Source organism: Azospirillum baldaniorum (genome assembly GCF_003119195.2).
Lineage (GTDB): Bacteria > Pseudomonadota > Alphaproteobacteria > Azospirillales > Azospirillaceae > Azospirillum > Azospirillum baldaniorum.
In genome coordinates this window covers 822,873-835,529 of sequence record NZ_CP022260.1, presented here as the reverse complement: position 1 = coordinate 835,529, position 12,657 = coordinate 822,873, and the positions used below count along the sequence as shown (strand labels likewise).

The window sequence follows — 12,657 nt, the reverse complement described above, 5'->3', positions numbered from 1 at the left end:
GGCGCCGTCAATGCCGCGCGGGCGCGTGCAGGGCGTAGTAGTAGGCGTCGTCCTTGTGGCCGTACTTGACGTGCTTGGACGCGACGACGCGCGACAGCACGACGCCGCCGACCGCGCTGTCGACCGACTTCAGCTTGTTGAAGCCGGCCGTCACGGTGTCGAGCGGGGTGTGCTGCCAGCGGACGACGTAGATCACGCTGTCGGCCAGGAAGGACAGGGCCAGCGCGTCGGAGAACAGCATCACCGGGGCGCTGTCGATCACCACCACGTCGTAATTGTGGCGGGCCCATTGGATCAGGTCGCTCATCGCCTGGGAGCTGATGCGGTCGTGTGCGTCGGGGGTGCCGACGGCGTTGCCCAGGACGCCGAGGTTGGTGGTCTCCTGATGGATCAGGTCGTCGATGCCGACACGGCCGTCCAGCAGGTCGGCGACGCTGCCGTGCGGCTGGTAGCCCAGCAGCTTCGCGATGGAGGGGCGGCGGAAGTCCGCGTCGATCAGCAGCGTGTTCAGCCCCAGCCCGGCCAGCGACCGCGCCAGATTGGCCGCCAGCACCGACTTGCCTTCCTTGGGGATGGAGGAGGTGACGAGCAGCACCTTGGGCGGCGTTCCCCGCTTGCGCGGCATGCAGGCCATGGTGCGCACCGTCTGGATCGCCTCGCGGAAGGCGCCGATTTCGCGGGCACGGCGGCTGTCGGGGTGCAGGGGCAGGTTCCACGTCGCCTCGTTGCGGGGAAGCGACGGGACCATGCCGAGGCAGGGCACGCCGGTCGCCCGCTCCACCTGGGTCGGCGTGCGCAGGCCGGAGCTGAGACGTTCCAGCAGCAGCACCAGCGCCACCGCCAGCGCCGTGGAGCCGACCAGCCCGACGCCCAGCGACATGCGCAGCTGCGGGAAGGCCGGGCGGATCGGCGGCAGGGCCGGGGCGCTGAGATGCGCGTCCAGCGCGCCGGTGTTCTTCAGCGCCATCGTCTGCTCGTAGCGTTCGGCGAGGCTGCGGTAGAGCGTGCGGTGCGCGTCGGCGGCGCGTTCCAGGTCGCGGAGCTGGATGCCCGTCGCCTCGATGCCCTTCTGCTGCTCCTGCAGGTCGGCGATGCTCTTGAGCAGCGTGGCCTCGCGGATGCGCGCGACCTCCAGATCGGCGTCCAGGCCCTTCTGGATCTTGCCGACCTCGTCGCGGATGCGGAGCTTGAGTTCACCGACGCCGCGGCGAAGATTCACGATGTCCTGATGCTTGTCGCCATAGACCTGCTGGAGTTCGGCCAGCCGGCGCTCCAGCATCGCCTCCGCCTCGCGCAGCTTCTGGATCAGCGGGGAGGCCAGCACCTCCGGGATCGCCGCGGCGTTGTTGGCGGCGGTCTGGTCGCGGGCTTGGCGCACGCGCGCCTCGGCCGCCGCCTTCTGCGCCTGCGCGGCGGTCAGCTGGGTGGCGAGTTCGTTCATCTGCTGCTGGACCATGTTGCGCCCATCGGGCGGCAGTTCCAGCAGGCTGTTCTCCTTGCGGAAGCTGCGGATGGCCTCCTCGGCGCCGCGCACCGCCTCGCGCGCCTCGATGAGCCGCCCGCCGAGCCACTGGTTGACCCGCTCGGTCATGTCGCGGTTCATCTCGGTCCGGTAGTCCAGATAGGCTTGGCCGAAGGCGTTGGCGATGGCGGCGGCCTTGGCGGGATCGACCGACGACGCCTCGATGATGATGGTGAAGGACCGGTCGTCGTTGCGCGCCTCGATCCGGCGCAGCAGCGTGTCGATGGTCAGCAGGCGGGCCTGGTTCGGATCGCGGGCGACCGGCCCGTCGTCGGCGCGGAACAGGGCGGTGGCCTGTTGCACGATTTGGCGCAGAACGTCGTTGCCCTCCGGCGGCAGCGCGCCGACGCCGGCCTTGGTGACCCGCTTCAGCCAATGGTCGTCCGTGCCGTCCGGCGCCTTGAGCGACGGGTTGAATTCGGGGTCGTTGAGCAGGCCGAGTTTTTCCACCACCCGTTCCGCCAGGGCGCGCGAACCGACGATGGACACCTCGCTGCGCACCGCCGGCGCCTCGGGCGTCAGGTTGGACACCACCGACTTGAACTCCGCCAGCTCGACCCGACGGGAATCGAGCTGCACCATCGCGGTGGCCCGGTACATCGGCTTCAGCGACTGCATGACGTAGGTGATGGTCGCCGTCCCCAGCAGGATGATGGTGAGCAGCAGCAGCTTGCGCCGCCACAGCACGGCCAGCGTGGCGAAGACGGTCGCCTCCTGCCGGCTGCGGACGTCGGAGGACTCTGCCGCGCCCGATTGCAGAAGACTGTCCGGAAGGACGCTGGCGTGCGCTTCGTGGCCTGGAAGCGTTCCGCCTTTGCCGATCGAAGAATTCACGTCGTCGCCCCTTTCGTCTTGCTGGCTGGCGGTCCGGCCCGGGATGGGCGTGGCGGATGGCTGCAAAAGGACGCGTTGCGGCCTTTTGTTTTCTTTGGAGATAACCGAGAATTCGGCGGTCTTTTAAAGACCAGGACCGAATGGGCCGTGATGTTCCGCTGCGGCGACCGTTGCCGGACAGACTCCGATTATCGTGAATAGGGCCAAGCAACAATTGAAAAAAAGAAGGCCCATCCGTCGCTGTGCTTACGACGACGACCGTCATAAATAATCATACCCGATACCCCGTCCGCGTGTTTGACGGTCAACACCGCGCCGGTCACAGTTTGCCGGGTGCAGCGGAGCCGGGTCAGGCTTCAAAAACGCCGCGCATTTCCAGAAATGATTGTGCAGTCCTGCGTAAAGCCGGAGTATACGTACCGCTTTGCATGGCGGCATGCCGCAAATCGTCTCTGGATTTTAAAATATTCGCAGAGTCGGATTGGCGCGGCATCTCCGTGCGACGCCGCCGTTCGGGCGAAATTCCCGGTCAACTCCATGGAGAGGCTCAATGACGTCCACGACTGAGCGCGTTCTTGTGACAGGTGGCGCCGGGTTCATCGGATCGCACCTGTGCGAGCGTCTTCTGGCCGCCGGGAAAGAGGTCCTGTGCGTCGACAACTATTTCACGGGTGCGCGTTCGAATATTGCGCATCTGCTGGACAATCCGAAGTTCGAGGCGGTGCGCCACGACATCACCTTCCCCCTCTATGTCGAGGTGGACGAGATCTACAACCTCGCCTGCCCGGCCTCGCCGGTGCACTACCAGTTCGACCCGGTGCAGACGACCAAGACCAGCGTGCACGGCGCCATCAACATGCTGGGGCTGGCCAAGCGGGTGAAGGCGACGATCCTCCAGGCCTCGACCAGCGAGGTCTACGGCGACCCCTTCGTCCACCCGCAGCGCGAGGATTATTGGGGCAACGTGAACCCCATCGGTCCGCGCGCCTGCTACGACGAGGGCAAGCGCTGCGCCGAGACGCTGTTCTTCGACTACAACCGGCAGCACAAGGTCGCCATCAAGGTCGCGCGCATCTTCAACACCTACGGGCCGCGCATGAATCCGAACGACGGGCGCGTGGTGTCGAACTTCATCGTCCAGGCGCTCAAGGGCGATCCGATCACCATCTACGGCGACGGCTCGCAGACCCGGTCCTTCTGCTACGTCGACGACCTGGTCGAGGGGCTGCACCGGCTGATGGAAACGGACGGGACGGTGACCGGCCCGATCAACCTCGGCAATCCCGGCGAGTTCACCATCCTGGAACTGGCGGAGACCGTCATCCGGATGACCGGATCGCGCTCCCGGATCGAGCGGCATCCGCTGCCCCAGGACGATCCGCGGCAGCGCAAGCCGGACATCACCAAGGCCCACGCCTACCTGAAATGGATGCCGCACGTGCCGCTCGAAGAGGGGCTGGAGCGCACCATCGCCTACTTCGCCAAGACCTATTTCTGAGCGCGGCGACGCAGCCGGCAGCGCCGCCGCATCGCTGGGGTGCGGCGGCAGGAAATGGGCCAACAGGGAACGGCGGATGTTCGAACTCCCTTCACGAGACAGCTCGGCGAAGCCGGATTATGGCACACGCGTGGGGATGACCTTCCAAGGCCCGCGCCCGGACTCCGCCTCGCCGGTCGCCGCGGCGGCCTCCGCCCCCGCCCTGCTGTGCGGGCTGGTGGCCGCGGACGCGCTGATGGTCGTCGGGACGGGGCTGGCGGCGGAGGGCGTCGCCGCCCGTTTGCTGCGGGCGGCCCCGGCCGACCCAGCTCTGTTCGCAGACGCCGTTCATGCTTCCGCGGGCGTCTTCAACGCCGCGGTCGGCCCGCTGGCGGTGCTGTCGCTGATGTGCTTCTACAGCGCGGGCTGCTACCGCAATCTGCGTCCCAAGGCGGTGCGGCGGACCATCGGCTCGCACGCCGGGCCGCTGTTCGGGGCCTGGACGGCGGCCTTCCTGGTGCTCGTGCTCATGCTCGGCGTGACGGGGGATCTGCGGCGGCTGGACACGGCGGCGGTGGGGACGCTGTGGCTGTGGTACGGGCTCGGCCTGTTCGGGCTGACCGCGTTGCGCAGCCTGGTTCTCCGCATGGCGCGCGACTGGAATCTGGCCGGCGGACTTCGGCAGCGGACTCTGCTGGTCGGCACCAACGATCTGGCCTTCGAATGGCTGGACCGGCTCCAGCGTACGGAGGGGGCGGGCTATCAGGTGATCGGCGCGGTGTCCACCGCGGCGGACCGGCCGTCATCCGTGAGCGCTCCGCCCCTGGCCACCGCACGGTTGGCCGGGGTGCCGGTGCTGGGAAGCGTGGCCGGGTTGGTCGAGCAGGTGCGCAAGAACCGCATCGACCTCGTGGTGGTGGCCCTGCCCTGGAGCGCCGAGGCCGAAATCACCGACATCCTGGAACGGCTGCGCGTCCTCGCGGTGGACGTCCGCCTGCTGCCGCACCGGCTGATCGCCCGCACCGCGGGCCTTTCGGTCGATGCGACGGCGGGCATTCCGCTGCTGGGCGTCATCCATCACCCGCTGGCCGGCTGGCGCGGGGTGCTGAAGCGGTCGGAGGATCTGCTGATCGGCGGCACGGCGCTGGCGGTGCTGGCGCCGGTGCTTCTGCTCGCCGCGGCGGCCATCAAGCTGGAAAGCCCTGGCCCGGTGCTGTTCCGCCAGAAGCGCTTCGGCTTCAACAACGAGGAATTCGAGATCTGGAAGTTCCGGACGATGCACACCGACCGCGGTGACCAGTCGGGCGCGCAGCGGACCGTGCGCAACGATCCGCGGGTGACGCGCGTCGGGCGCTTCCTGCGCCGCACCAGCATCGACGAGCTTCCGCAGCTCTTCAACGTCCTGCGCGGCGACATGTCCATCGTCGGGCCGCGGCCCCATCCCGTCGCCATGAAGGCCGGGGACGTGCTGTACCACGAGGCGGTGGAGAACTACGCCTGCCGCCACCGCGTCCGTCCCGGAATCACCGGCTGGGCGCAGGTGAACGGGCTGCGCGGCGAGATCGACAACCTCCACACCGCCGCCCGCCGCGTCGAACACGACCTCTACTACGTCGACAACTGGTCCCTGGGGCTGGACGCCGAGATCATGGTGCGCACCGCCCTCCTCCTTTTCTGGGACCGCAACGCCTACTGACGAACCTCCCTGCTGAACCAACAAACAAACCGCGAAGGAGTTAGACGTCATGTCCGTCGCCCTTGTCACCGGTTCCTGCGGATTGATCGGGTCGGAGAGTTGCCTGCATTTCGGTGCGCTGGGAATGGACGTCGTCGGCATCGACAACGACATGCGGCGCACCTTCTTCGGCGACGAGGCCTCGACCGCGTGGCAGCGCCAGACCCTGGAACAGACGCTGCGCCAGCGCTACCGCCACCACGCCATCGACATCCGCGACGCCGCGGCCATCGACGCGCTGTTCGAGCGGCACGGTTCGGCCATCTCCCTGATCATCCACACGGCGGCCCAGCCCTCGCACGATTGGGCGGCGCGCGACCCGCAGATGGATTTCTCGGTGAACGCCAACGGCACGCTGAACCTGCTGGAGGCGGCGCGGCGCCACTGCCCGGACGCGGTGTTCATCTTCACCTCGACCAACAAGGTCTACGGCGACACGCCGAACCGCCTGCCGCTGAGCGAGACGGAGACGCGCTACGAGATCGACCCGGCCCACCGCTACGCCGGCGGCATCGCCGAGGACATGTCGATCGACGCCACCCTGCACAGCCTGTTCGGCGCCTCCAAGGTGGCCGCCGACGTGCTGGTCCAGGAATACGGCCGCTATTTCGGGATGAAGACGGTGTGCTTCCGCGGCGGTTGCCTGACCGGGCCGAACCATTCGCCGACGCAGCTTCACGGCTTTCTGGCCTACCTGATGCGTTGCGCCGTCACCGGCACCCGCTACGACGTGATCGGCTACAAGGGCAAGCAGGTCCGCGACAACATCCACAGCAACGACCTGATCGCCGCCTTCCAGGCGTTCTACGACGCGCCGCGCAGCGCCGAGGTCTACAACATCGGCGGCGGCCGCGCGAGCAACTGCTCCATCCTGGAGGCGGTGGCGCTGTGCGAGGAGATCACCGGGCGCCCGATGGATCTGGCGTTCAAGGAGGCCAACCGCATCGGCGACCACATCTGGTGGGTCAGTTCGCTCGACCGGTTCCGCTCCCACTACCCGTCCTGGGACATCCGGCACGACGTGCGCAACATCCTCACCGACATTCACGACAGCAATCGGCGCCGTTGGCGCGTGGAGGCCGTGGCATGATCGACCATGGGAAAAAGGAAGTGCTCGGCGTCTACGTCAACGCCGTCGATTACGAGGCCGGCGTGCGCGCCATCATCGACGCGGCGGAACAGCAAAAGCCCTTCGCGGTCAGCGCGCTCGCCGTTCATGGGGTGATGACGGGGGCGCTCGATCCGGAGCACCGCTACCGCCTGAACGCCATCGACCTCGTGACGCCGGACGGCCAGCCGGTGCGCTGGGCGCTGAACCGGCTGCACGGCGCCGCCCTGCCGGACCGCGTCTACGGCCCGAACCTGATGCTGCGCACCTGCGCGGCAGCGGCGGCGAAGGGCCTTCCCATCTACCTCTACGGCGCCACGGCGGGGCTGCTCGACACGCTGACCACGGCGCTGACGGAACGCTTCCCCGGTCTGATCATCGCCGGCGCCCGCCCCTCCGCCTTCCGCACGCTGAGCGCCGAGGAGCGCGCGGCGGTCGACCGCGAGATCATCGAATCCGGCGCGCGGATCGTCTTCGTCGGGCTGGGCTGCCCGCGCCAGGAGACCTGGGTTTACGAGCACAAGGCGGCGCTGTCGATGCCGCTGATCGCGGTGGGCGCGGCCTTCGACTTCATCGCCGGGAAACAGCCGCAGGCGCCGATGTGGATGCAGAACAACGGCCTGGAATGGCTGTTCCGGCTGTCCACCGAACCGCGGCGGTTGTGGCGGCGCTACGTCATGCTGAACCCGGCTTTCCTGTTCCTGCTGGCTTGTCAGGCGGTGCAGATGCCGCTGGTCCGCAGCGGCCAGGCACGCCGTCCGAAAGGAGAGCTTCGATTTGGCTAGACGGTGATGGTTGTTTGGTGGTTGCCAAATAAAAGAGCCGTTATTAAAAATGAAACTTCTTCCGATGCTGTGATTGTGTGGTGCCGTTTTTAAAATGAAACGGCCTCGCATCGGCGGATTTTCCAGAACGACCTCGGAACAGCGCCTTGAACCGCGACCGATGCGGCCCGCGCTTCCATGACAGTCGAGGATTCCTGCGATGAGCCTGAAGATCCTGTCGGCGATCGTCGTGCCGCCGCATCTGGCGGTCAGCGGCGCCAGCAAGGCGGCGGAGAAGCTGAGCGTCGCGCTGCAGGCGCATGATCGCATCGACATCGCGAACATGGGCATGGCGAGCCGGGTCCCGATGGACCTGAGCAAGCCGGGCGAACGGATCGAAGTACGGACCTCCAGCCCCTTCGTCGGGCTCGACTCCGTCCTGCCCAACCGCGCGAAGACCCTGTTCTACCAGTCGAGCATTCCGGCGCTGATCCGCCACGGCTCCTACGATCTGGTGCACATCCACAACCCGATTCCGGCGCTGGAGATGATGCGGGTGGCGCGGGCCTGCGTGGCAAAGGGCGTGCCCTATGTGGTGTCCACCCACGGCTTCGTGGAGATCGGCAACCCGGCGGCCTTCCGCCGCATGGACGCGGCGCGGCGGCTGGCCTGGGACCTGCTGATCGACCGCCCGGTCCGCTACGTGGTCCGCAACGCGGCGGCGATCTGCGCGATCTCGCCCGTCGATCTGCCCATCGTCCGCGGCTTCGGCTTCACGGGGGACGACATCGCCGTCATTCCCTACGGCGTGGACCGCCCGACCGACTGGGCCACGCCGACCGCGGCGGACCAGGACATCCACCGCAAGTTCGGCATTCCGGAGCGGGAGGAGGACGGCGGCCCCGTCACCGCCTTCTTCCTCGCCAACCACACGGCCAACAAGGGGCTGGGCGTTCTGCTCGACGCCTTCGTGGGGCTGTCGATGCCGTTCCGCCTGATCGTCGGCGGCGAGAAGCGGGACTTCGTCGATTACGAGGCCTACCAGCGCCGCTGCGGGCCGGGCCAGACCATCCATCTCACCGGCAATCTGGCCGAGGCGGAGGTCGCCGCCATGTTCCGCCGCTCCGACCTCTTCGTCTTCCCGACCCTGGCCGACACCTTCCCCAACGTGATCCTGGAGGCGATGGCCTTCGGTGTCCCGGTCGTGACGACCCGGGTCGGCGGCATCCCCCATCAGGTCGATGACGGCTGCGCGGTGATCGTGGAGCCGGGCGACCCGCTGGCCCTGCGCGCCGCCGTCGAGCAGCTGGCCACCGACCCCGAGCGGCGGGCGCGGATGGGCCGTCACGGCCGCCTGCGCGCCACCCAGCGCTTCGACTGGGCCGCCGCCGCCGCCGACACCCACCGGCTTTACGAGGCGGTGATCCGCCGCCCGGCGGGCGCCGCCGTCCTCAAGGCCGCCTGAACCCCGTCCAACGCCCTTTGCCCAACGCCCTCTGCCCAACACCCCCTGCCCAACCGGTAAAAGCCGCAGCAATGGAGAAGACACCTATGGAAGGCAAGACGCTCGTGACCGGCGGGGCCGGCTTCGTCGGCTGCAATCTGGTCAAGAATCTGCTGGAGGACGGGCGCGACGTCGTCGTCCTGGACGCCCTGCTGCGTCCGGGCAGCGAGCGGAACGCGGCGTGGCTGCAAACCCTCAACGCCGGGTCCCGCCTGACCTTCATGAAGGCCGATGTGCGCGACTTCGCCGCCGTCAAATCCTGCATGGCCGGGGCGGAGGAGGTCTACCACCTCGCCGGGCAGGTCGCGGTGACCTCGTCGCTGGACGACCCGCGCACCGACTTCGACATCAACGCGCTCGGCACCTTCAATGTGCTGGAGGCGGCGCGCCGCATGAAGACTCCGCCGAAGGTGGTCTTCACCTCGACCAACAAGGTCTATGGCGGGCTGGAGCATGTGGCGGTGGAGCAGACCGGCAGCCGCTACCGCTTCGTCGACCGCCCGCTCGGCGTCTCGGAGGCGGAGCCGCTGGACTTCCATTCGCCCTACGGCTGCTCCAAGGGGGCGGCGGACCAGTATGTGCGCGACTACGCCCGCATCTACGACTTGCCGACCGTCGTCTTCCGGATGAGCTGCATCTACGGCCCGCGCCAGTTCGGCAACGAGGACCAGGGCTGGGTCGCGCATTTCATCATCTCGGCGCTGAGCGGGCGGCCCATCCACATCTACGGCGACGGCATGCAGGTGCGCGACGTGCTGTTCGTCGAGGACCTCGTGCGCGCCTTCCGCCTCGCCACCGAGAAGATCGAGGTCAGCCGCGGGCAGGTCTTCAACATCGGCGGCGGGCCGGAGAACACCATCTCGGTCTGGCGCGAGTTCGGGGAGATGCTGTCCACCCTGCGCGGCGCGCCGGTGGAGGCCGACTTCTCCGATTGGCGGCCCGGCGACCAGCCCTGCTACGTCAGCGACATCCGCAAGGCCGAGCAGGTCCTCGGCTGGCGCCCGCAGGTGGACCGCGACACCGGCATCCGCCGCCTGTGGGATTGGGCTGAGCGCTATCTCGCGCAGAACGGCCTGCCCACGGACCAGACCCAGGTGGAACCGGGCCGCATCGCCCTCAGCGCGTAATCCCTTTCCCGTGCGGTGGAGGAATCAATGGACGTGCTTGTAACGGGCGGGGCCGGCTTCATCGGCTCCCACATCACGCACCGCCTCGTGTCGCTCGGCCACCGGGTGACGGTCATCGACAACGAGTCCACCGGGCTGCGCTCCAACGTGCCGGCGGAGGTGCGCTACATCCGCGGCGACGTCACCAACCCCGCCGACCTCGACAAGGCGTTCGAGGAGGTGCCCGATGCGGTGATCCACATCGCCGGGCAGGTGTCGATCATCCGCGCCTTCAGCAACCCGGTCGGCGACCTGCGCACCAACGTGGAGGGGACGGTGAACGTCCTCCAGCAGTGCGTGGAGCGTGGGGTGAAGCGCCTGATCTACGCCAGCTCGATGAGCGCCTACGGCAACGCCGAGGTGGTGCCGACGCCGGAGGACACGCCCTGCTCCCCGGTGTCCTACTACGGGGTGACGAAATACGCGGGCGAGCGCTACGTGCATCTGACGGCGGCGCGGCCCGACCTGCCGGGCGCTTTGGCCGTCACCTCCTTCCGCATGTACAACGTCTACGGACCGCGGCAGGCGGTGGACAACCCCTACCAGGGGGTGCTGGGCATCTTCCTGGGCAACATCATCCGCGGCGAGCCGATCCGCATCTACGGCGACGGCAAGCAGACCCGCGATTTCGTCTTCATCGACGACGTGGTGGACGCCTGGGTCGGCGCGCTCGACAATCCGGCCAGCCACGGGAAGATCTTCAACCTCGGCAGCGGGCGGCAGACCAGCATCAGCGAACTGGCCGACCTCGCGCTGGGAGCGCTGGGGCGCACGCGGGCCGACCATCCCGTGCTCTACCACCCCGAACGCCCGGGTGAGCAGCGCAGCGTGCAGGCGGACGTGGCCTATGCCGGGTCGGTGCTCGGCTGGACGCCGCGCACGCGGCTGGAGCAGGGGCTGGCGGAAACCGTGCGTTGGGCGCTGCGCGAAAATGGCCGCGAAGACGGGCTGGAAAGCGGTCCGGGAAACGGCATGGCGGAGCGCGCCGTGGCCTGACGGTCATTTTTCAAGCCGGCCAACCTTCAAGCCGGCCAGGGATGGCTTCGGCAACGCCATCAAGCAACAGGAGTGGAATGATGCGGATCGCTGTTGTGGGGACCGGCTATGTCGGCCTCGTGTCCGGCGCCTGCTTTGCCGAATTCGGCATCGACGTGTGCTGTGTGGACAAGGACGAAACGAAAATCCGGCGCCTGAGGGGCGGCGAGATCCCCATCTACGAACCCGGCCTCGACGTCCTCGTGGCGCGCAACATGGCGGCGGATCGCCTGTCCTTCACCTCCGACCTCGCGGTCGCCATGGAGGGGGCGGACGTGGTGCTGATCGCGGTCGGCACGCCCTCCCGCCCCGGTGACGGCGGGGCCGATCTGACCTACGTCCACGCGGCGGCGGCGGAGATCGCGCGGACCATGACCCGCTATACCGTCATCGTGACCAAATCGACCGTGCCGGTCGGCACCGGGCGCCAGGTCGCCGCCATCGTGAGGGACATCAACCCGCGCGCCGAGTTCGACGTGGTGTCCAATCCGGAATTCCTGCGCGAAGGCTCGGCCATCGGGGATTTCATGCAGCCCGACCGGGTGGTGATCGGCGCCGACTCCGACCGTGCGCGGGCGGTGATGGACGCCCTCTACCAGCCGCTGATCCGCGCCGGGACGCCCTTCGTGCGCACCGGCATCGAGACGGCGGAGCTGACGAAATACTCGGCCAACGCCTTCCTGGCCTTCAAGATCACCTTCATCAACGAGGTGGCCGACCTGTGCGAGCGGGTGGGGGCCGACGTGCAGGACGTGGCCGCGGGCATGGGTCTGGACGGGCGCATCGGGCGTCCCTTCCTGAACGCCGGGCCGGGCTTCGGCGGCTCCTGCTTCCCCAAGGACACCGAGGCGCTGGTGCGCACCGGGCGGCAGCACGGTGCGCCGGTGCGGCTGATCGAAACGGTGGTGGACGTGAACCGGGCGCGCAAGCGGCTGATGGCCGCGCGGATCCTCCAGGCCTGCGGACCGGACGCGGCGGGCAAGCGCATCGCCGTGCTGGGCATCACCTTCAAGCCCGACACCAACGACATGCGCGAGGCGGCGAGCCTGGAGATCATCCCGCTGCTTCAGGAGGCAGGCGCCACGGTTCACGTCTACGACCCCGCCGGCATGGAGGAGGGGCGCCACCTGCTGCCCGGCGTGGTCTGGCATGACGACGCCTACGCCCCGCTCGCCGAGGCCGACTGCGTCGCCATCCTGACGGAATGGAACGAGTTCCGCGCGCTGGATCTGGGACGCGTGCGCGGCCTGATGCGCCGCCCGGTGATGGTCGATCTTCGCAACGTCTATGCCCCGGCGGCCATGGCGGCGGCGGGTTTCCACTATTGCTCCGTCGGGCGGCGCGACGCGCGGCCCGACGCGGCGAAGCGGCGCAAGGCGGCGGAGGCCATGCTTCTCAGCAACGGCTTTGCCGCGGACTCCTGTGTCCTTCCCTTCTCCGGGCAGCTTGCGGCCGCCGCCTCCGACCTGGCGGATTGACGCGGGCGCGACGCCCGCCGACTCCGGTCACGCA

The 12,657-nt window shown here is 68.2% G+C and carries 9 protein-coding genes; 8 read left to right on the top strand and 1 reads right to left on the bottom strand.

Translation table 11 applies throughout. The annotated features are described in order from the left end of the window. Nucleotides 1-7 precede the first annotated feature (7 nt). Nucleotides 8-2,356 carry a GumC family protein gene (locus Sp245p_RS30265; protein WP_129557265.1) on the bottom strand — a complete coding sequence of 783 codons (2,349 nt, stop codon included), beginning with the start codon at nucleotides 2,354-2,356 and terminating at the stop codon, nucleotides 8-10. Between the two features lie 550 nt (nucleotides 2,357-2,906). Here Sp245p_RS30265 and Sp245p_RS30260 point away from each other — a divergent pair. The 8 genes from Sp245p_RS30260 to Sp245p_RS30225 all read left to right on the top strand — a co-directional run bounded on the left by Sp245p_RS30260 (nucleotide 2,907) and on the right by Sp245p_RS30225 (nucleotide 12,623). After that, entirely contained in the window at nucleotides 2,907-3,854 is a 948-nt protein-coding gene (locus Sp245p_RS30260) for a UDP-glucuronic acid decarboxylase family protein (RefSeq protein ID WP_014241848.1), read from the top strand. Nucleotides 3,855-3,990: 136 nt separating this feature from the next. Beyond that, entirely contained in the window at nucleotides 3,991-5,529 is a 1,539-nt protein-coding gene (locus Sp245p_RS30255) for an undecaprenyl-phosphate glucose phosphotransferase (protein WP_165360019.1), read from the top strand. Nucleotides 5,530-5,578: 49 nt separating this feature from the next. Then, nucleotides 5,579-6,658 carry an NAD-dependent epimerase/dehydratase family protein gene (locus Sp245p_RS30250; RefSeq protein ID WP_014241845.1) on the top strand — a complete coding sequence of 360 codons (1,080 nt, stop codon included), beginning with the start codon at nucleotides 5,579-5,581 and terminating at the stop codon, nucleotides 6,656-6,658. After that, entirely contained in the window at nucleotides 6,655-7,461 is an 807-nt protein-coding gene (locus Sp245p_RS30245) for a WecB/TagA/CpsF family glycosyltransferase (RefSeq protein WP_014241844.1), read from the top strand. The genes Sp245p_RS30250 and Sp245p_RS30245 overlap by 4 nt, the downstream gene beginning before the upstream one ends. 199 nt (nucleotides 7,462-7,660) lie before the next feature. Then, a complete protein-coding gene (locus Sp245p_RS30240) occupies nucleotides 7,661-8,905 on the top strand; it encodes a glycosyltransferase family 4 protein (RefSeq protein ID WP_014241843.1) in 1,245 nt (414 codons plus the stop codon). Between the two features lie 86 nt (nucleotides 8,906-8,991). Next, on the top strand, nucleotides 8,992-10,071 hold the full coding sequence (locus Sp245p_RS30235) for a GDP-mannose 4,6-dehydratase (protein ID WP_014241842.1): 1,080 nt from the start codon (nucleotides 8,992-8,994) through the stop codon (nucleotides 10,069-10,071). 27 nt (nucleotides 10,072-10,098) lie between these two features. After that, entirely contained in the window at nucleotides 10,099-11,106 is a 1,008-nt protein-coding gene (locus Sp245p_RS30230; protein ID WP_014241841.1) for an SDR family NAD(P)-dependent oxidoreductase, read from the top strand. 80 nt (nucleotides 11,107-11,186) lie between these two features. Further along, nucleotides 11,187-12,623, top strand: coding sequence for a UDP-glucose dehydrogenase family protein (locus Sp245p_RS30225; protein ID WP_109139218.1), 1,437 nt, complete (start codon nucleotides 11,187-11,189; stop codon nucleotides 12,621-12,623). Nucleotides 12,624-12,657: the final 34 nt, after the last annotated feature.

Coding starts and splice junctions, on each gene's coding strand:
- Sp245p_RS30260 (WP_014241848.1), top strand. CDS start 2,907: ATGACGTCCACGACTGAGCGCGTTCTTGTGACAGGTGGCGCCGGGTTC.
- Sp245p_RS30225 (WP_109139218.1), top strand. CDS start 11,187: ATGCGGATCGCTGTTGTGGGGACCGGCTATGTCGGCCTCGTGTCCGGC.
- Sp245p_RS30230 (WP_014241841.1), top strand. CDS start 10,099: ATGGACGTGCTTGTAACGGGCGGGGCCGGCTTCATCGGCTCCCACATC.
- Sp245p_RS30235 (WP_014241842.1), top strand. CDS start 8,992: ATGGAAGGCAAGACGCTCGTGACCGGCGGGGCCGGCTTCGTCGGCTGC.
- Sp245p_RS30255 (WP_165360019.1), top strand. CDS start 3,991: ATGACCTTCCAAGGCCCGCGCCCGGACTCCGCCTCGCCGGTCGCCGCG.
- Sp245p_RS30240 (WP_014241843.1), top strand. CDS start 7,661: ATGAGCCTGAAGATCCTGTCGGCGATCGTCGTGCCGCCGCATCTGGCG.
- Sp245p_RS30245 (WP_014241844.1), top strand. CDS start 6,655: ATGATCGACCATGGGAAAAAGGAAGTGCTCGGCGTCTACGTCAACGCC.
- Sp245p_RS30250 (WP_014241845.1), top strand. CDS start 5,579: ATGTCCGTCGCCCTTGTCACCGGTTCCTGCGGATTGATCGGGTCGGAG.